The 18,578-nt window shown below is 72.7% G+C and carries 14 protein-coding genes and 1 pseudogene; 7 read left to right on the top strand and 8 right to left on the bottom strand.

Annotated elements, in window-relative coordinates:
• Positions 1–64: 64 nt before the first annotated feature.
• Both ACZ7GZ_RS21000 and ACZ7GZ_RS20995 read left to right on the top strand, forming a co-directional pair.
• The gene (locus ACZ7GZ_RS21000; protein WP_471026210.1) at positions 65–775 is read left to right on the top strand and encodes a GPR1/FUN34/YaaH family transporter; all 711 of its coding nucleotides are present in this window, start codon (positions 65–67) and stop codon (positions 773–775) included.
• A gap of 127 nt (positions 776–902) precedes the next feature.
• A pseudogene (locus ACZ7GZ_RS20995) lies at positions 903–1,346 on the top strand (DinB family protein); the annotation flags it as partial.
• A gap of 14 nt (positions 1,347–1,360) precedes the next feature.
• Here ACZ7GZ_RS20995 and ACZ7GZ_RS20990 read toward each other — a convergent pair.
• Positions 1,361–1,960: a TetR/AcrR family transcriptional regulator gene (locus tag ACZ7GZ_RS20990; protein WP_471026208.1), complete on the bottom strand. Its 600-nt coding sequence runs from the start codon at positions 1,958–1,960 to the stop codon at positions 1,361–1,363.
• A 120-nt stretch (positions 1,961–2,080) separates the two neighbouring features.
• Between ACZ7GZ_RS20990 and ACZ7GZ_RS20985 the strand changes: the two genes are divergently transcribed.
• The gene (locus tag ACZ7GZ_RS20985) at positions 2,081–2,929 is read left to right on the top strand and encodes an alpha/beta fold hydrolase (RefSeq protein WP_471026207.1); all 849 of its coding nucleotides are present in this window, start codon (positions 2,081–2,083) and stop codon (positions 2,927–2,929) included.
• 46 nt (positions 2,930–2,975) lie between these two features.
• Here the strand turns inward: ACZ7GZ_RS20985 and ACZ7GZ_RS20980 are convergent, their stop codons facing one another.
• Both ACZ7GZ_RS20980 and ACZ7GZ_RS20975 read right to left on the bottom strand, forming a co-directional pair.
• The gene (locus tag ACZ7GZ_RS20980; protein ID WP_471026205.1) at positions 2,976–3,743 is read right to left on the bottom strand and encodes a GNAT family N-acetyltransferase; all 768 of its coding nucleotides are present in this window, start codon (positions 3,741–3,743) and stop codon (positions 2,976–2,978) included.
• Between the two features lie 462 nt (positions 3,744–4,205).
• The gene (locus ACZ7GZ_RS20975; RefSeq protein WP_471026203.1) at positions 4,206–4,997 is read right to left on the bottom strand and encodes an SDR family NAD(P)-dependent oxidoreductase; all 792 of its coding nucleotides are present in this window, start codon (positions 4,995–4,997) and stop codon (positions 4,206–4,208) included.
• Between the two features lie 83 nt (positions 4,998–5,080).
• On the opposite strand from ACZ7GZ_RS20975, the gene ACZ7GZ_RS20970 reads away from it, so the two are divergent.
• Positions 5,081–5,692 carry a TetR/AcrR family transcriptional regulator gene (locus tag ACZ7GZ_RS20970; RefSeq protein WP_471026202.1) on the top strand — a complete coding sequence of 204 codons (612 nt, stop codon included), beginning with the start codon at positions 5,081–5,083 and terminating at the stop codon, positions 5,690–5,692.
• Positions 5,693–5,771: 79 nt separating this feature from the next.
• On the opposite strand, the gene ACZ7GZ_RS20965 is transcribed toward ACZ7GZ_RS20970, so the two are convergent.
• Positions 5,772–7,838, bottom strand: coding sequence for a SpoIIE family protein phosphatase (locus tag ACZ7GZ_RS20965; RefSeq protein ID WP_471026200.1), 2,067 nt, complete (start codon positions 7,836–7,838; stop codon positions 5,772–5,774).
• A 163-nt stretch (positions 7,839–8,001) separates the two neighbouring features.
• On the opposite strand from ACZ7GZ_RS20965, the gene ACZ7GZ_RS20960 reads away from it, so the two are divergent.
• Complete coding sequence (locus ACZ7GZ_RS20960) at positions 8,002–10,458, top strand: SpoIIE family protein phosphatase (RefSeq protein ID WP_471026198.1); 2,457 nt, start codon at positions 8,002–8,004, stop codon at positions 10,456–10,458.
• A gap of 88 nt (positions 10,459–10,546) precedes the next feature.
• The gene (locus ACZ7GZ_RS20955) at positions 10,547–11,362 is read left to right on the top strand and encodes a maleylpyruvate isomerase family mycothiol-dependent enzyme (protein WP_471026196.1); all 816 of its coding nucleotides are present in this window, start codon (positions 10,547–10,549) and stop codon (positions 11,360–11,362) included.
• Positions 11,363–11,402: 40 nt separating this feature from the next.
• Here ACZ7GZ_RS20955 and ACZ7GZ_RS20950 read toward each other — a convergent pair whose 3' ends face one another.
• The 4 genes from ACZ7GZ_RS20950 to ACZ7GZ_RS20935 form a co-directional block, all read right to left on the bottom strand.
• A complete protein-coding gene (locus ACZ7GZ_RS20950; protein WP_471026194.1) occupies positions 11,403–12,575 on the bottom strand; it encodes a PP2C family protein-serine/threonine phosphatase in 1,173 nt (390 codons plus the stop codon).
• Between the two features lie 84 nt (positions 12,576–12,659).
• Positions 12,660–15,542, bottom strand: a complete 2,883-nt coding sequence (locus ACZ7GZ_RS20945; protein WP_471026193.1) for a lectin — start codon at positions 15,540–15,542, stop codon at positions 12,660–12,662.
• Between the two features lie 210 nt (positions 15,543–15,752).
• Positions 15,753–17,174 (bottom strand): sensor histidine kinase, encoded by a 1,422-nt coding sequence (locus ACZ7GZ_RS20940; RefSeq protein WP_471026192.1) that lies wholly within the window; start codon positions 17,172–17,174, stop codon positions 15,753–15,755.
• Positions 17,171–17,890 (bottom strand): response regulator transcription factor, encoded by a 720-nt coding sequence (locus ACZ7GZ_RS20935; protein ID WP_471026190.1) that lies wholly within the window; start codon positions 17,888–17,890, stop codon positions 17,171–17,173. Before ACZ7GZ_RS20935 ends, ACZ7GZ_RS20940 begins: the two co-directional genes overlap by 4 nt.
• A gap of 263 nt (positions 17,891–18,153) precedes the next feature.
• On the opposite strand from ACZ7GZ_RS20935, the gene ACZ7GZ_RS20930 reads away from it, so the two are divergent.
• The coding region (locus ACZ7GZ_RS20930; RefSeq protein ID WP_471026188.1) for a transposase at positions 18,154–18,578 on the top strand (425 nt) is incomplete at its 3' end.

The following is an 18,578-nucleotide window of genomic DNA, read 5'->3' as shown; positions in this document are numbered from 1 at the left end:
GACGGGGTACCCCGTGTCGTACGAGCACCGCAGCACTACGGACCCGAGGGACGGGATGATCCGGATGCCGTCACCAGCAGCGCGGACGTACCACACAGCCGGCGGGCCGCCGCGGCCCGAGGCCCTGACGAGGATCATGCTGAGGCCGCTGGCCAGCAGCCTGCCCCTCGGCTTCTTCGCCTTCGGCACCGGAAGCATTCTGCTCACCGCCGTGCAGTTGCCGTGGGTGCCCGTGGCCCAGAGCCGGCCGCTGATGCTGCTGATCCTGGTGTTCGTCGTGCCCCTGGAACTGCTCGCGGGGATCTTCGCGTTCCTCGCCCGTGACGGCGGCGCCGCCTGCGGCCTGTCCGTGCTGGGCTGCGCCTGGGCGGGCAGCGCGCTGGTCACCCTGTCCGGGCCGCCGGGACAGCCCAGCCCCGCGCTGGCCGTGTTCCTGCTGAGCGTCGCCCCGCTCATGCTCCTCCTCAGCGCCGCCGCGGTCCCCGGCAAGCCTCTGTTCTCCGTGCTGCTGCTGACCGGGGCCTGCCGGTTCGTGCTGACCGGCATCTACGAGGCCGGCGGAGCGACCGTGCTGCGGACCGCCGCCGGCTGGACCGGGGTGGCCCTCGCGGCCTTCGCCCTGTACGGCGGCTTCGCCCTCCTGCTGGAGGACACCGCCCAGCGCACGATCCTTCCGCTGGGCCGCCGGGGCCGCGCCCGTACGTCCCTGCAGGGCGACCTCGGCCACCAGCTGGAGCAGGCGGAACGGGAGGCCGGCGTACGACGTCAGCTGTGAGCGGGGTCTCCGGCAGCAGCGGCCGGAGGCGCCGCCCGAGGCGCCAGGGTGCCCGGATGTCCCTCTGGCCCGAGACAGCACCGTACGCGCACGGCATGCCCGAGGTGGGCGAGGGCAACCACGTCTACGACGCGTGGACGGGCCGGGACGGCGGGCGGCCTTCCTGGCCGGCGCCGGCCCCTGGGGCCGGGACGCCGCGCCGTACCCGCACCCCTGGCCACCGCCCGTCACGACCCTCGCATGGCGGCTGAGCCACCTCTCCGAGATGCTGGCCCTGCGCGCCGACCACACCGCCGGCAGCCGCTCGGCGACCCGGGAGGACCATCCCGTCCCCGGGGACGCCGCCGGCGCGATCGCTGCCTTCGAGACCGGCGCCGCCGCCTGGCGTCGGGCACTGCTGGGCGCCGACGACGCGGCGCTGGACACGGCCGGGTACTGCACCTACCCGTACGGCGGCGACGCGGAGGAACCCTTCCTCGACATCGTGTGGTGGGTCAATCAGGAAGTGCTGCACCACGGAGCCGAGATAGCCCTGCTCCGCGACCTCTACCGAGCGGGCCGGGCGTCCTGACGCCCACGGCCGGTTCACTCCCCGGCCAGCGCCGCCCGTACGATCGCCGCGGCCGCCGTGCCCGCGGCCCGCACCGGTTCGGTGCTGCGCGCGGCCCGGCCCAGCATGAAGGCGCCTTCCAGCAGGGCGACGACCGAGCTTGCCGTCTCCCGGGCGGCGGCCCCGGGAATCCCGCCCTGGGCGTAGTACGCGGCCAGGTGCTCGATCCAGCTGTCGAACACCTCCGAAGTTGCCTGCCGCAGCGCCTCGTTGGTGCTCGCGACCTCCATCGCGACCGTCGCGATGGGGCACGGGTCGGCGAAGTCCAGTTCGGCGAGCGTACCGGCCGCGGCGGCGAAGGCGTCGGCGGTGGCTGCGGCCCGGTCCTCGTACGGCGTCATCAGCGTGGCGATGAGCCCCAGGTAGACGGCCCCCGAGGTGCGGATCACCTCCTCGCCCAGCTGGGCCTTCCCCCCGGGGAAGAAGTGGTAGATCGAGCCGAAGGGCGCACCGGCGGCCTCGGCGATCTGTTTCATTCCCGTGCCGGTGTAGCCCGAGCGCCGGAACAGCTCGGTGCCGGCGTTCAGGATCCGCTGCCGGGTCTCGTGGGTGCTGATCGCCTTGCCGTCGTTCATGCGGTGGCACCTCCGGGGCACGCCGTTGCCAAAAGGCGGTCGGCGTCTATTCTGTCACTAGAACGATCTATCAAGAGACGGGATCGGTCGTCACGGCGGCCGACGGGCGGAGGCGCGGGTATGCCGGAGATCGAGCTGAGCGCGGGCACCATCGACTACCAGGACACCGGAGGCGACGGCCCCGCCGTGGTCCTCGCCCACGGCCTCGGCTTCGACGAGTCGGTCTGGGCCGACGTCGTGTCCGCCCTGCGCCCCGACTTCCGCGTCCTGGTCCCCGTGCTGCCGCTCGGCAGCCACCGGCGCCCGATGCGACCGGACGCGGACCTGTCCGCGCACGGCATCGCCCGCCTGCTCGCCGAGTTCATGGACCGCCTGGACCTGCGGGACGTCACCCTCGTCCAGAACGACACCGGAACGGCCCAACTCCTGGTCGGCGTACGGGACGAGCGCATCGCCCGGCTCGTCCTGACCTCCTGCGAGGCCCTCGACAACTACCCGCCCGGCATCCAGGGCCGGATCCTGTACGCGGCCGGGAAGGTGCCCGGCGGTCTCTTCCTCCTCCTGCAGTCCTTCCGCTTCCCCGCCCTGGCCCGGATGCAGACCTCGCTCGGCGGTATGGCGAAGAAGCCGCTGCCGAAGGAACTCATCGCCCGCTGGTACGGACCGCTGCTGACGAACCGTCATATCCGCCGCGACTTCGGCAAGTTCTGCCGTACGACCCGGAAGGACTGCTACCTGGAAGCGGCCCGGAACCTGCCGGGATTCACCCGGCCGGCGCTGGTCGCCTGGGGCGCCGAGGACCGCATGATGCCGCCCGCCACGGGCCGCCGCCTGGCCGGGCTGCTGCCGAACGCCCGCCATGTGGAGATCCCCGATGCCCGCACCCTGGTCCAGCTGGACAATCCGGCCGCCCTCACGGAGGAGATCCGCCGTTTCGTCAAGGACCACCCGCTGCCCGGGGAGGGGTGACAGGGTGCGCCGTCGGGGACGGGCCCCGTCCCCGACGGCCGGGACGTCACCCTTCGAGCGAGACGTACAGTCGCGTGCCGCCGGGCCGGAAGCCGACCCTCTCGTACACGCGGCGGGAACCCTCGCCGGAGTACTCCAGCCACACCGACCTCGCTCCGCGGCCGAACATGGTCTCGGCCAGGTTCGAGGTGACCGCGGCGGCGATGCCACGGCCCCGGTACGCGGGAAGGGTGCCCACGCCGGCCAGTTCGGCGGTGCCCTCGGCCGGCGCCGAGCACAGGGCGCCGCCGGCGCAGCCCCCGTCGGGCGTGCGGACGAACCGGACGGCTCCGCCGCCCTCCGCGGTGCGCCGCAACCGTGCCGCGCCTTCCGGGGAGGGCTCCCACTCGCCGCCGAAGGCCTCGGAGAGCGCGATGTCGAGCCCGGTGTAGTCGGCCTCCGTGGCCGGGGCCGCCACGTGGACCGGGCTCGCCGAGCCGTGTCCGGAGCGGGGCACGGCCAGCGTGGCCGGCGTGCAGACCAGGTACTCGTGCACCGCCTCCGTGCCGAAGCCGGCCCGGAGCAGCGCGGGTTCGACGGCGGGCGCGGCGTCCGGGGCGAACTCCAGGCGGGGTCGCAGTCCGCGCTCACGGAACGCGGCGATCAGGTCGGCGACGTCCCGGTCGGTGGGCTCGGCGCCGGGGAAGGGGGTGGCGTAGTTGATGTAGGGGCTGGTCGTCGAGGGATCGAATCCCCCTACGAAACCGCCGACTTCGCACGCCGCCGGGCGGCGCAGGAGATGGGCGACGGCAAAGCGCTGGACATCGGTGCGCATGGTGAAGAGACCTCACGGTGAAGGCGGCCACGGGCGTTGCGGGCCGGGCGTGGCCGGGCATACGGGAACGACCTCCGCGAGGAGGTGGGCGGTGTGCGGGACACCGCGTCGTCGGACCGCCGTGAGGGGGTGCGGGGGATACCGGAGAACGCTGCCTCGGGGCAGACGGCTCAGTATCGACGGCGGCCGCTGGGGGACGCCGGAACCATGGACTTCAGTCCTTCGTGAAGAGTGGTGGGATGCGCTTGGGAGGGATCTTGCCACGGCGCGGGCGGACATGACAACCGGCTCTCCCGGGCCAACGGGCAAGGTACACAGACGACATGGAGATCCGCGCCCGCATGAGCATGAGCATGAGCGCCGACGGGCCGACCGGGGCGGTGACATCCACCTCGGTTCGGTGGCGGGATGCGGCTGGCCCCGGCCCTCGGTCCGGGCGGCCCCGCGAGCCGGCGCCGATCCTCAGCGGCTCGATCGCTGCGCCGCCACGATCGCTTTCATCGTCGGCTCCGCCCCCGCCAGCCGCTGCACCCGCTCCGCGAACCCGGGGAACTGCGACGCGACCTTGGTGAGGAACCGCAGCTCGACGGGTGCCACGTTGATCTCGGCGACATCGCGTTCGATCGCCCGTGTCACCCCTTTGCAGACCCGCTCCGGGGAGACGGTGCGGACGCCGCCGGGCGTGGCCGAGCCCGTCTTCGCGAACATGCCCAGATCGCGTACGAAGCCCGGCTGGACGATCGAGACGCCGACGCCCGTGCCGTGCAGATCCTGACGGAAGGCCAGTGAGAAGCCGCGCAGCCCGAACTTCGTCGCGTTGTACAGGGACGAGGACTTGGTGGCCGCCATGCCGGACAGCGACCCGACGAAGCAGATGTGACCGCGTCCGGCCGCCACCATGCCGGGCGCGAGCAGCCGGGCGAGTACCGCGGGGGCGCGCAGGTTCACGGCGAGGGCCCGGTCGATCTGCTCCGGGGTGTAGTCGAGGACGTCGCCGCTGGAGGGCAGGGCCGCGTTGGCGACCAGGATGTCCGTACCGGCGGCCTCCTCCGCCAGCCGCCGCACATCGTCCGGGTCGGCCAGATCGGCCGGGACCGTGCGGGCGCCGTAGCGCTCGGCGAGCGGTTCGAGTGCCTCGGGCCGCCGGCCGGTGAGGACGAGGCGGGCGCCGCGGGCGGACAACTCGGCGGCGAGCGCGCCCCCGATGCCGCCGGTGACGCCGGTGAGCAGAACGGTTGACCCGGCAATGTGCACGGCTACCCTCCAGACCTGTTCGTTCGAACGAACAATAGGGAGCCCGCGCCGCCATGTCCACAGGAGATGGGAGAATGCGCGTCATGCCGCATGCCGCCCCCTCCGCGCCGACGCGCCAGCGCATCATCACCGCCGTCCTGCAGATCATCGGCGAGGACGGAGTCGCGGCGGTCACGAACCGGCGGATCGCCAAGGAGGCGGGGGTGTCCCTCGGTTCGGTCACCTACCACTTCGAGACCCAGCACGACCTGCTGCGGGAGAGCCTGCTGCACTTCGTGCGCGAGGAGGCGCGGCACTTCACCGCACTGGCGGAGCAGTGCCAGACGGAGGGCCTGGCCGTCGAGGACGCGGCGTCCCTGGCCGGCCAGGTCGCCTGCGGCTCGGCCCTGGACAGCGCCCATCTCGCCCCGTTCGAGCTGTATCTGCACGCCGGACGTGACGAGCGCCTGCGGGAGGCGGCGGCCGAGGCGTTCCGGGCCTACGACCTGCTCGCCGCCCGGATCCTCACCGCGCTCGGCGTCCCGGACGCGGAACGCCTCGCCGCCACGACGGTCGCCCTCGTGATGGGCCTGCAGCTGCGGCGTCTGGCCACGGGCAGCCCCGCCGACGACCTGGTCGACGCCCTTCTCCTGCTCGTCGACGGGCCCGCCGGCCGGTCGCTCCCGGCCGGTTCGGCGCAACCGGCGGCACAGTAGGACGCCGGGCCCGGCGGCTGCCCGCTCGGCTTGCGGAGGCGATTGCGCGGCATACCCGCCGTCGGCGTCGGCGCTGCGTCTACAGGGCCCTGGCGACGAGCAGGGCCACGTCGTCGTGGTCGTCGGGGTGACGCAGCCCGTGCAGCAGGATGTCGCAGGTCTCCTCCAGCGGCCTGCGCGGCTCGTCGAGGAGCTCCAGCAGGGCGTTGAGCCGGTCGTCGATGGGGTGCTGACGGGTCTCCACGAGCCCGTCGGTGTAGAGGACCAGCACATCGCCGGGGCACAGCGCGACGGCGGTCGTCTCGAACCGCACGCCGCCGACGCCGAGCGGTGCCCCGGCCGGCAGGTCCAGGAGCCTCGGCGCGGCGCCGGGCCGCGCGAGCGCGGGCGGCATGTGTCCGGCGTTGGCGACGCTGCACCGCCCGGTCCCGGGGTCGTACGCCGCGTACAGGCACGTGACGATGTAGTGCTCCAGGTCGCAGGTGATCTTGTCCAGGTGCTGCAGGACCGCGCCGGGGTCCAGGTCGAGATCGGCGTAGGCGCAGGTGGCGGTGCGCAGCCGGCCCATGGTGGCGGCCGCGTCGATGCCGTTGCCCATGACGTCCCCCACCACCAGGGCGGTCTTGTCGCCGGCCAGCGGGATGACGTCGTACCAGTCGCCGCCGACCTCGCTGGTGGCCTGCGCCGGCTGGTAGCGGGAGGCGAGTTCCAGGCCGGTGTGGTGCGCCGAGTGCTCGGGCAGCAGACTGCGCTGCAGGGTGAGGGCGGTGTTGCGGACGCTCTGGAACCAGCGTGCGTTGTCGATCGCGACGGCGGCCCGGCCGGCGAGTTCGACGGCCAGGACGACGTCGTCCTCGTCGAACGGCGCCGGATTGCGGGTCCGCTTGAGGTCGAGGGCGCCGAGCACCTCGCCGTGGGCGATCAGCGGCACGGCCAGATACGAGTGGACACCGGCCCGCGCCAGCAGGGCACCGGCCGCGGAGTCCCGGGCGATGCGGGGCAGATCCCGCGGCCCGACGTGGCGGACCATGACCGGCCGTCCGGTGTGGACGCACAGGGTCACCAGCCGGTCACCCTCGTAGGCGGCGAGGTCGCCCGGAGGATCGGCGGCGTGCAGCGCGACCGTGGGATGCGCCGCTTTCAGGGCGAGGGCCCGGAAGATCTCCGGGCCGTTGTCCCGTCTGCGCATACGACGGCAGGACAGGGCGGAGTCGAGGACGTCCACGGCGACGACGTCGGCCAGGGCCGGCGCGGCGATCTCGGCCAGTTCATGGGCCGTCTGTTCCACGTCCAGCGCGGTGCCGACCCGCGCGGAGGCGTCCGCGATGAGCGCGAGGCGCCGCCGTGCCCGGTCGGCCTCGGCCGCCGCGCGGTGCCGCTCGGTGACGTCGACGACCGAGGCGGCGGCGCCCAGCACCCGCCCGCCGGGATCCTCCAGCCGGTAGAAGGACAGCGACCAGGCGTGCTCGTGGCCGGGATCGGCCGAGGGACGGCCGACGTGGTACTGGTCCAGCAAGGGCGTACCGGTGGTGAGGACCTGGCGCAGCGCGGACTCGACGGTGTCGACGTCCGGGAAGGGCAGGGTCTCGCGCAGATGGCGGCCGATGTGGTCCTCGGCGGGGATCCCGTCGATCCGCTCCAGCGCCGGATTGACCAGGAGGTACTTGAGATCGGGGTCGAGGAGGGCCAGACCGATCGGGGACTGGTTGATCAGCTGCTCGCACAGCGCCAGGTCCGTCTCGACGCGCTGGAGCAGGGTGTGGTCGGCCGCGATACCCAGGGCGTAGACGTCCCCGAGGTCGTCCAGCAGCCGCATGGTCCGGAACTCCGTCAGCCGGCTGCCGCCGTCCTTGTGCCGGACGGGAAAGGTGCCGGCCCAGCCCCGGCCGGTCTCCAGCACCTCCGTGAACAGACTCACCACGGCCTGCAGGTGTTCCGGGTGGATGAGCAGACGCGCCGCGTGCTTGCCGAGGGCCTCCTCCGACGAGTAACCGAACAGGTCCTCGGCCTGCGGGGTCCAGAAGACGATACGGCCGCGGGCGTCCAGGGCCACCGCGGCCACGCTCAGCACGTCCAGCAGCCCGGTCGGCCGGGGCAGCCCGGGGCGCTGCTCGTCGTGGCCGGCTTCGAAGGATTCCAGTGCCATGCCTGCTTCACCTCCACCGGCCGGGCACGCGCAGGCGCTGACGACCGGTACTCCCATGGTCCCTCCGGCCTCGGCCGGGCCCAACCGCACAGCGGGACGTGGGCTGTCCGGCCCCTGCGCATCACCCCGCAAACGGGCTCATAGTGGTGTATGGGTGTCACTGATGGAACGTGCACGGAAGGGCTTCTCCGCGGCCACACCCGGGGAACCGGGTGAGTTCTTCGACGCGTCGACCGACGCGACCGCGGTGATCTCGGAGTACGGCGTGGTGGTGGGCTGGACCCGCAGCGCCGAAGCACTCCTCGGCTACGCGGCCCCGGACGTCCTGGGCGTCTGCGCCGCGCGGCTGCTGGCCGCGCCCGAGGACCCCGTACGGCTCGCCGGCGTCGTGGAGCGGTGCCGCGCCGGAAACGGCTGGAGCGGGCAGACCGCCGTACGGCACCGTGACGGCCGGCCTCTCGACCTCCAGCTGCGGGTCTCGGCGTCCTTCCCTCTGGGCGACACCCAGTGCTTCCTGGTGTCGGCCCGTGAAGAGCGGCAGCGGTGGACCATGGGCCTGTCGGTCCTGGACGGGTTCCTGACCCGTTCACCGGTCGGCATGGCCGTCATGGACACCGAACTGCGGTACGTCTGGCTGAACGACACCCTGGAGCGGTTCGGCGGGGTCCCCCGGGAGGAGCGGCTCGGGCGGCGGCTGAGCGAGCTGCTGCCCGGGCTGCAGGCGGAGGCCCTGGAGAGCCTCATGCGCAAGGTCCTCGCGACGGGCCTGCCGGTGACCGACTACGAGTACACGGGCTGGAGCTGGGCCGACCCGCACCGCCGGCACGCCTACTCGACCTCGTTCTTCCCCCTGGTGGACGCCGACGACACCATCACCGGAGTCTGCTACATGGTCCAGGACGTCACCGAGCGGTGGAACGCCCGCCAGCTGCTGACCATGGTGAACGAAGCCGGCACCAGCATCGGCACCACACTCGACGTGCTGCGGACCGCCCAGGAACTCGCCGACTTCGCCGTCCCGCGCTTCGCTGACTTCGTCATCGTCGACCTGCTGGAACCCGTGCTCAGCACCGAGGGCCACGGCGCATGGCTGACCGACGCGGGACCCGCGCCCGCCCGGCCCGTGATGCGCCGCGCCGCACTGCGGTCGGTGCGCGAGGGCTGCCCCGAGGCCGTCGCACGGGTCGGTGACCGGGTCCACTTCCTCCCGCCGCCCCACGACGGGAGCCTGCTCACCGAGGGCGAGCCGCTGCTCATCCCGGTCCTCGACCCGTCCGACGAACTGTGGCTCACCCGGGAGCCCGAGCGCGCGGAACGCATCCGCGAGTTCGGCCTGCACTCGCTGATCGCCGTGCCGATGCGGGCGCGGAACACCGTCCTCGGTCTCACCACGTTCGCCCGGTCGCTCAACCCCGTCTCCTTCGGGACCGACGACGTCCTGCTGGCCCGCGAGCTGGTGGCCCGCGCGGCGGTGTGCGTCGACAACGCCCGCCGCTACACCCGGGAGCACACGGCGGCGCTCACCCTGCAGCGCAGCCTGCTGCCACCCGCCCTGACGGGCGGCACCGCGCTGGAGGTGGCCTCCTGCTATCTGCCCGCGGACCCCTCGGACGGTGTCGGCGGCGACTGGTTCGACGTGATCCCGCTGTCCGGTGCCCGGGTGGCCCTCGTCATCGGCGACGTGGTGGGGCACGGCATCACCGCGGCGGCGAGCATGGGCCGGCTGCGCACGGCGGTGCAGACCCTCGCCGCCATGGAGATGCCTCCCGACGAACTGCTCGCCCATCTCGACGACCTCGTGCTCCGGCTGAGCGACGAGGAGACCGCCGCCGGCACGGCCGCCCGGAGCACCTTCATCGGCGCGACCTGTGTCTACGCCGTCTACGACCCGGTCACCAGGCGGTGCGCGATGGCCCGGGCCGGACACCCGCCGCCCGTCGTGGTGGCACCCGGCGGACCCGCCTGCTTCGCCGAGATCCCCGCCGGACCCCCGCTCGGACTGGGCGGCATGGCCTTCGAGGCCACCGAGATCGAACTGCCCGAGAACAGCCTCTTCGGCCTGTACACCAACGGTCTGATCGAGGGCTGCGACCGCGACGTGGAGCGCGGCATGTCCCAGCTCGGCGAGGTACTCGCGTACACCGGGGAGGACCTCGACGCCCTGTGCGCGTCCACCATGCGGGAGCTCGTTCCCGTGCCGCAGCCCGACGACATCGCCCTGCTCCTGACCCGCACCCACGCCCTCGGCGCCGACCGGGTCGCCTCCTGGGACGTACCCGCCGACCCGGCCGCCGTCGGCGTCCTGCGCGCCCAGGCCACCCGCCAGGTCGAGGACTGGGGCCTCGGCGAACTGGCCGTCACGACGGAGCTGGTGGTGAGTGAACTCGTCACCAACGCCATCCGCTACGCCACCCCGCCCATCCGGCTACGGCTCCTCAGGGACACCCGCCTCACCTGCGAGGTCGCCGACGGCAGCAGTACGGCCCCCCGGCTCCGGCACGCCCGGATCACGGACGAAGGCGGTCGCGGGCTCTTCCTGGTGGCCCAGCTCACCCAGCGCTGGGGCGCCCGGTACACCGGGGACGGGAAGGTCATCTGGGCCGAACAGGACATCCCCTGAACCCGGACTTGCCTTAGAGTGCACTCCAGCACCCAGACTGTCGGCGACCGGATCCAACGCCGAGGACAGAACAGGACGGCGGCAGCCGATGGCAGCGACCAACAAGGCGGAGCACCCTCTGCCGTACGACACCTACCGTGAGGCCATCGCCCGCGAGACCCTGCGCTTCGCCGAGGTGGTCAGGGGCGCCGACCCGGCAGCCGCCGTGCCCTCCTGCCCCGACTGGACCCTGGCCGACCTCACCCGGCACGTGGGTTCGTTGCAGCGCTGGTTCAGCACCCTGCTGACGCGGCTGGTGCAGGAGCCTCCCCGCAGCCGCGACGTCGAGCTGGGGCTGCCGGAGAACCCGCGGGAGTATCCCGACTGGGTGGCCGCGGGGGTGCCCGGAGTGGCGGCCGTCCTGCGGGACACGGATCCCGAGGCGCCGATGTGGGTCTGGGGCGAGGACCGGCACGCGCGGTTCTGGGCCCGGCGGATGCTCTTCGAGACACTGCTGCACCGGGTGGACGCGGAGCTCGCCGTCGGCCTGGACTCCGACCTCGACCCCGTACTCGCCGCGGACGGCGTGGACGAGTTCCTCGTCAACCTGCCCTACGCGGGTCTCTTCGCTCCCGGCGTGACGAAGCTGCGCGGCCAGGGCGAGACCCTCGCGTTCCGGTGCACGGACCTCGGCGAGGCACCCGGTGGGGAGTGGCGGGTGCGGCTGGACCCGGACGGCTTCGGCCCGCTGCCCCGTGCGGACCACGCGGCAGGAGAGGCCGGGCCGGTCACGGCGGCGGTGCGCGGGCGGGCGGCGGATGTGCTGCTCCTGCTCTACGGCCGGCGGTCGTACCAGGACCCCGCCTTCGACGTCTCGGGACAGACGGCGGTCCTGGACAACTGGTTCGCCCACACCGCCTTCTGACACGAAGGGCCTCACACGGCCCTGCCGACACCGGCCGTGCTCACGCGGCCGGTGACCTGGCCGGCGGCTCCTCGGGAAGCAGGCAGACCGCGAGGGCCGCGGTGTCGTCCCGCAGGCCGTTGTGGCTGTAGGCCAGCAGGTCGTCGTGGAGCCGTGCCAGCAGCTCCTTCGGCGGGAGGGAGCCCCAGCAGCGCAGACGCTGCAGCAGCGGATAGAAGGTGCCGGACGCGTCCCGTGTCTCCGTGACGCCGTCCGTGTACAGCAGCAGCTGCTCGCCGGGCCGGAAGGGGTACACCTCGAGGCGGAACGGGTCCTCGACGAGCATGCCGAGGTTCAGGGGCGGGGCCGGCCGCTCGCTCTCCAGTTCGCGCACCTCGCCGGCGCTGAGCGAGACGGGAGGCGGGTGGCCGCAGTTGACGATGCGGACGAGCCCGCCGTCGGCGGGGATCTCGGCGAAGACCGCGGTGACGAACCGTTCGCTCGTCTCCGTACCGCCGAGCTGCGTCGCCCTGCGGCTCATGCTCGTGTCCACCCGGCCGGCCAGAGCGGGCAGCTCCGGCTCGTCGTACGCTGCCTCGCGGAACGCCCCCAGCAGAGCGGCGGCGGTCTCGACCGCGAGCAGTCCCTTGCCACGGACGTCGCCGATGACCAGGCGGACGCCGAACCGGGTGGGGACGGCCTCGTACAGGTCGCCGCCGATGCGGGCCTCCGCCGCCGCGGAGAGGTAGAGGCTCTCCAGACGCAGGTGGCCGATCCGATGCGGCACGGGACGCAGCAGGACGTGCTGCGCCATCTCGGCCACGAACCGTACGTCGGCGAGGGTGCGTTCGCGCCGGATCCGGTGGGCGGCCAGGATCGTGCCGAGGGCGCCCACCAGGGCCGTACAGATGTAGGACGCGACGTAGTGACGGTCCCAGAGATAGCCGACGGACCGGCCCGCGCAGCACGGGGTGCCGGCCAGCACGCCTTCGAGGGCCACGGCGAACGCCGCGGCGGCGCCGACCATTACGGGGCCGTGCGCGAACGCGGTCACCAGGGGCACGGCGATCAGCACGAAGCTCACCGGCCAGTCCACCGGCGTGGCGGGCTCCAGCAGCAGCACGACCGCGACGTACAGGAGCGGAAGCCAGCGCAGCCACGCCGGAGGCGCCGGCAGCCGGGGCCGGGGCATCGAGCCGTCCTCCGGCTCCCGGCCGGTCCGTTCGTGCGTCACCCGACCAGCCTGGTGCGCGGTGCGTCCGTACCCCGGGATTGCTCCACTCAACGGCATGTTCCGGCACCGGCCCCCCGCACGGGGTCAGCCGTCGCCGAAACCGATCGCGAAGACGTGCAGCCCCCCGGCGGCGACGTCGGATGGCAGGCGCACACCGCTGACCGTCTTGCCCGGACTCAGCGCCACGGGCGCCGTGGCGAACACATACGTCTTGGTGCTGTCGGACGCGGTGCCCGCGTGGTTGCGGTACGGCAGGGTCACCGCGACGGTGTTGTCGGCGAGCGGTGAGGCGGCGCCCCCGCTCAGCGTCCAGTCGGAGAGGCCGACGGTGACCGACTGGGTCGTGCCGTCCGTGTAGGTGACGGTCGCCGTCCCGGAGGCCGGACCGTTGTTGGCGGCACCCAGGAAGGAGATGCTGCCCGAGCCCGGTGCCCGTACCGTCTGCCCGTTCGCCTCGTAGTTGTCCGGTGCGCCGGCCGCCACGTCGGGCCAGGTGAACGTGATCCCGTTGACCGTGACCTTCGAGCCGGGGGTGATGCCCGCGCCCGCCAGGGCGTGCGCGGAGTAGCTGTAGCCCGCCCCGTCGAAGTTGGCCGAGGCCGCGGCGGTGTCGTTGGACGTTCCGACGTCGGTGTAGCCCGGCGCGCCCGGGTAGGAGCGCGGGGCGGCGGAGGCGTCCGACGCCCAGGACGTGTCGGGCGCGGTGCCGAGTACGTAGCTGAGGGTGCCGCCGCCGGTCAGGGCGCCGTCGGGTGCGTGCGCCGCGTTCCAGTCCGTGCCGTTCCAGGTGGCGGACTGGACGTACGGGGCGTCGTCCGCCGCACCGTTGCCCTTGATCGTGAGCGTGTGTCCGGACGGGAGGGTGATCACCGCCTGGGGGAAGAGCGGGCTGCCCAGGGCCAGGTCGGCGGTGCCGGGGGTCTCGGGGTACATGCCGAGGGCGGACCACACGTACCACGAGCTCATCTCGCCGAGGTCGTCGTTGCCCGCGAGTCCGGCCGGGCCGGCGGTCCAGATCTGGTCCTGGATCTGCCGGACGACCTTCTGCGTCTGGTACGGGCGGCCGATGTAGTCGTACTCCCAGGGGATGTTCAGGCTGGGCTCGTTGCCCAGATCGGTGTATCCGCCGGCGCCGGTCAGCGAGGACAGGTCCGTGTCCAGGTACGTGGCCATGGCCGCGTCACCACCCATGGCTGTCGCCAGCCCGTGCAGGTTGAACGGCACCATCGGCGTGTACTGCCAGGAGTCGCCCTCGACGAAGTTCCTGCCCGAGGTCGGCGAGAAACCCGCCGTCCACGTGCCCGACGCGTCGCGCGGCTGGATGAAGCCGCTGCCGTGGCGGAACAGGTTCTGCCAGTCCTGCGCCCGGTCCGCGAACCGCTGCTGGTCGGCGGTGTGGCCGAGGGCACCGGCGAGGGCCGAGACGGCGAAGTCCGCCGAGTTGTACTCCAGGGTGGTGGCGGCCGCGCCGTAGAAGTTGCAGCAGCCGTACTTGCCGTTGCTGGGCAGCCAGCCCAGTTGCTCCAGGTAGGTGAGGCCGGGCCGGTTGTCGTTGGGGACGGTGGCCTCCGCGATCAGTCCCTTGAGGGCGGTGGCGGTGTCGAAGGCACGGGCCCCGAAGGCGTAGTAGTCGGCGATGATCTCGTCCGCCGGGTCACCCACCATGACGTGGGTCTCGCCGTTGTTCTCCGACCACTTGGGGAACAGGCCGGTCTGGCGGTAGTCGTCGACCATCGACTGGGCGGTGTCGGAGGCGACCCGGGGCGCGACGAGCGCCTCGAGCTGGGCCTGCGAACGGTAGACGTCCCAGCCCGAGTAGTTGGCATACGCGGCGCCATGGCCCTGGTCGACGGTGTGGGTCCTGCCGTCGAAGCCGGGATAGCGGCGGTTGGTGTCACTGATCACGTTCGGATGCAGCAGCGCGTGGTACAGCGCCGTGTAGAAGACGGTCTGCTGGGCGGGCGTCCCGCCGGCGATCCGGACCCGGCCGAGGAGGGACTTCCAGGCGTCGTGCGCCGCGCCGCGGACCTTGGCCAGGTCCCAACCCGGGTTCTCCGCCTGGCGGTTGCCCGCCGCGCCGGCGGCCGACACATAGGAGATGCCGACCTTGGCCTGAACGGCCCGGTGCGCGGTGGTGTCGAACGTGACGTAACCGTCGGAGCCGCTCGCCTCGGGAGCGAAGGGGTGCGGGGGACGGGGCACGGCGCCGTGCAGCACCGGCTTGTTGGGCGCCTCGGGGGCGCTGGGGGAGGCGTCGGTCCGGGGGGTGGTGGGCGTGGCGGCGGCCAGCGCGGTGCCGCTGTGGCGGAACGGCTGGTCGAAGACCATGTCGTAGTAGACGGTGTAGGAGTTGCCCTCGCCGCAGAAGTTGCCGCTGGTGACCTTCCCCCGCACCTCTGTGTCGTTCACCACGTCGAACTGCGCGGCGGTGTCGCCGTTCTCGCTGCCCGTCAGCTTGAACAGGAGGTTCGCCCGGGTGGTGGACGGGAAGGTGAACCGGGCCATGCCGCTGCGGGCGGTGGCGGTCAGTTCCGTCGTGACGCCGTTGTCCAGGGACACCGTGTACGAGCCGGGCGTGGCGGACTCGTCGTCGTGCGAGAAGCCGACCGTGGCGCCCGTGTCCACCGTGCCGATGGTCGGCAGCACCGGGATGTCACCGGCGGCCCGGCAGCCCGGCCCCGCTATGTGCGTCAGACCGAATCCGGTGATGGCGGAGTCGCCGTACTCGTAGCCGCCGCCGTCCGGGCGGTGCGGGCTGGTGTCGGGGCTCCACTGGACCATCCCGAACGGGGTGTCGGCCCCCGGGAAGTCGTCGGCGGCGTGCGTGGTCCCGATGAAGGGATTCACCAGCGACGCCGGGTCGGAGACCGGCGCGGGCGGGACGGGATCGGCTTGGGCGGGGGCGTAGGCGGCACCCACGGTCAGGGCGCCGGCGGCGAGCACGGACAGAAGGCGGAACGGCACCATCGACCATGTCCCTTCGACAACGTTGTCCCGCAAAGTGGCCCCTCTGGCCCCTGCTGTCAAGGACACGCGGTACAGAACCAGCCGTATGCCTGACGCAACGTCACATGCTGGCCACAGCCAACGCCTTGAAGCAGGGCCGCAGGCACGGCCAGGAGCGGATCTGGGGCTGCCATGACCCCGCGGCCCGGACGTTTCGGCTGAACCGGCGGTTCAGCGGGGCGAGCGCGTGTCCACGGGCAGACTCAGCCGGAACAGGGCCCCGCCTCCCGGGGCCTGGTGGGCGGTGAGTTCGGCGTGGTGGGTGTGGGCGATCTGACGGGCCATGGCCAGGCCGAGGCCCGAGCCCGGAAGGGCACGAGCGGCGCGGGCCCGGTAGAAACGGTCGAACACATGAGGAAGGTCGGCCGAGTCGATGCCGGGACCGTGGTCGCGGACGGTGATCTGCAGCCTGTCGCCGCCCGCCGACCGGTGCGCCGCCACCTCGACCCGGCCGCCGGGCGGCGAGAACTTCGCGGCGTTGTCGAGCAGGTTGGAGAACAGCCGGGTCAGCCGGCTCGGCACCGCGGCCGTCAGGGCGGACGCCGTCGAGGTGCCGGTGTCGAGGACGAAGGGGACGTGCGGCCAGTGCTCGCGGGCGGCCGCCACCGCGTGCTCCAGCAGGGCGGCCGGCCGCACCGACTCCAGCGCCTGGTGCGGCTCTTCGTCGCGGGCCAGGTCGATCAGGTCGTTGACCAGCGTGGTCACCTCCCGCAACTGCCGGGTGAGGGCGCCGGTCGCCCGCTCCCGCTGGCGCGGGGTCAGCCGCTCGGCGCGCAGCAGGATCTCGGCGTTGGCGCGCAACGCGGTCAGCGGCGTGCGCAGTTCGTGCGAGGCGTCGGCGACCAGGCGCCGTTGCGCGGCGAGCGACTCCTCCAGGGCGTCGAGCATGGTGTTGAAGGTGACGGCGAGCCGGGTGATCTCATCCTCGCTGCCCCGCTGCCCGGGCGGCAGCTCGATACGGAGTCCCGCGTCCCGCGTGGCCGTGATCCGCTCCGCGGTCGACGTCAGCCGGGAGACCGGAGCCAGACCCGAGCGGGACACCCAGTAGCCCAGCAGGGCCGCGACCGGCACGCCCGCCCCGCCGATCGCGGCGAGCAGTCCGGCGGCCTGCCGCTCGGCGTGCCGTACCCCGTCGGAGCGCAGCGCCACCTGCATGGCCAGCCCTCGGCGGGCCGGAGTGGTCAGCACCCGCACCGGTTGACCGTCCACCGACGCCGTGCTGTAGTACGGCGCCCGCCGGCGGCCGGCGACCTCGCGCACCGCGGGGGTGACGGGCAGCAGATAGGGCCGGCCCGGGTCGTGCGCGGAGGACTCGGGCACCAGTTGGGCGCAGGCCGGCGCGGCCAGGTACCGGCACTCGCCTGCCTGCACCCCGGGGCCCTCCTGCTGGTGCTGCTGGACGGCCAGCGTGGCCGCCTGCGTCAGCCGCAGGTCGAACTGCCGGTGCAGGGTGTAGACGGTGACGGCGTACGCTCCCGCGCACACCGCCAGCGCCACGCCCGCCACCGCGGCCGAGGCGGTCACGGCGAGCCGGCGGCGCAGCGGAGGGCGACGGTGCCGGTGCGGCCGGCGGGACGGGCGGGGCCGCGTCACCGTTCGTCCAGCCGGTAGCCGATGCCATGCACGGTGTGCACGAGCCGCGAGGCGCCGTCGGCCTCCAGTTTCCGGCGCAGATACCCGATGTAGACGGCCAGCGAATTGGAGTCGGGGCCGAGATCCCGGCCCCACACCCAGCGCATGAGCGTCTCCCGCTCCAGTACCTGCCCGGGGTGGCGCAGCAGCAGATCCAGCAGGCTCCACTCGGTGCGGGTGAACTCCAGCCGCCGCCCGGCCCGCTGTCCCGTGCGGGTCCGCGGGTCCACGACCAGATCGGCGAAGCGCAGGTGCGCGGACGGGGCCGGCCCGGTGGGGCCGACGCGGCGCAGCAGGGCGCGCAGCCGGGCAGCCAGTTCGTCCAGCGCGAACGGCTTGACCAGGTAGTCGTCCGCCCCCGCGTCCAGGCCGTCCACCCGGTCGCTGACCGCGTCGAGCGCGGTCAGCACCAGGATCGGCGTACGGTCGCCCAGCGCCCGCAACTGCCGGCACACCGCGAGTCCGTCCACCACCGGCATCATCACGTCGAGCACCAGCGCGTCCGGCTCCCAGCCCGCCACGGCCGTCAGAGCCGCGTGTCCGTCCGCCGCACCACGGACGGTGAAGCCCTCCAGGGTCAGCCCGTCCTCCAGGGCGGCGCGTACCTCGGGGTCGTCATCCACCACCAGCACGCGCGCGGCACCGGCGGGGGACACGTGCTGAGCTGCGTCGTTCATGGGACCAGCCTGCCAAACGGCGTTCTTAACAGCCTCTTAGTGGGCGTTCAGGTATGCCTCATGCCGGTATGAGAGTTCTGTCGCTGTGCCAGTTTGAGGCCTTTCGACGTATCGATGCGACTCATCACTTCCAGACTTCTGGACCCGCCCGCCCGTTTCGCTCGGCTTCGATCCGCGAAGTGCGTCTGACGTAGAGATAGCACAGAACCGCCCGATAATCAGCGGAACCCGATCTTCCACCACACCCATGATCCCTCTGGGACGTGAGCCAGCGAAAACCGTACCCCAGCGACCTGTCCGACGCCCGATGGGCCCTGATCGAGCCGACGCTGACGGCCTGGAGAAAAGCCCGGCTCGACCGCAGACCCACCGGGCAGCCGGCCAAGGTCGACCTGCGCGACGTATTCAACGCACTCCTCTACATCAACCGCACGGGAATCCCCTGGAAATACCTCCCACACGACTTCCCGAACCACGGCACCGTGTACGCCTACTACGCCTCCTGGCGCGATGAGGGGATCCTCGCCCAGCTCAACTACCACCTGACCGGGCTCGCCCGCGTGAAGGAAGGACGCAAGCCCGAACCCACAGGGTCCGTCATCGACACCCAGAGCGTGAAAACCTCCACCAACGTGCCCCTGACCAGCCAGGGAACCGACGCCGCCAAGAAGATCGTCGGACGGAAGCG

It is taken from the genome of Streptomyces sp. NPDC037288 (assembly GCF_055603265.1).
Note: the sequence above shows the minus strand (reverse complement) of the source record. Positions and strands in the feature narration are given on the sequence as shown.

What these genes read in the sequence shown, in the direction of transcription:
- ACZ7GZ_RS21000 (WP_471026210.1), top strand. Translation starts at nt 65, where the DNA reads ATGCCGTCACCAGCAGCGCGGACGTACCACACAGCCGGCGGGCCGCCG.
- ACZ7GZ_RS20990 (WP_471026208.1), bottom strand. Translation starts at nt 1,960, where the DNA reads ATGAACGACGGCAAGGCGATCAGCACCCACGAGACCCGGCAGCGGATC.
- ACZ7GZ_RS20985 (WP_471026207.1), top strand. Translation starts at nt 2,081, where the DNA reads ATGCCGGAGATCGAGCTGAGCGCGGGCACCATCGACTACCAGGACACC.
- ACZ7GZ_RS20980 (WP_471026205.1), bottom strand. Translation starts at nt 3,743, where the DNA reads ATGCGCACCGATGTCCAGCGCTTTGCCGTCGCCCATCTCCTGCGCCGC.
- ACZ7GZ_RS20970 (WP_471026202.1), top strand. Translation starts at nt 5,081, where the DNA reads ATGCCGCATGCCGCCCCCTCCGCGCCGACGCGCCAGCGCATCATCACC.
- ACZ7GZ_RS20965 (WP_471026200.1), bottom strand. Translation starts at nt 7,838, where the DNA reads ATGGCACTGGAATCCTTCGAAGCCGGCCACGACGAGCAGCGCCCCGGG.
- ACZ7GZ_RS20960 (WP_471026198.1), top strand. Translation starts at nt 8,002, where the DNA reads ATGGAACGTGCACGGAAGGGCTTCTCCGCGGCCACACCCGGGGAACCG.
- ACZ7GZ_RS20955 (WP_471026196.1), top strand. Translation starts at nt 10,547, where the DNA reads ATGGCAGCGACCAACAAGGCGGAGCACCCTCTGCCGTACGACACCTAC.
- ACZ7GZ_RS20945 (WP_471026193.1), bottom strand. Translation starts at nt 15,542, where the DNA reads ATGGTGCCGTTCCGCCTTCTGTCCGTGCTCGCCGCCGGCGCCCTGACC.
- ACZ7GZ_RS20935 (WP_471026190.1), bottom strand. Translation starts at nt 17,890, where the DNA reads ATGAACGACGCAGCTCAGCACGTGTCCCCCGCCGGTGCCGCGCGCGTG.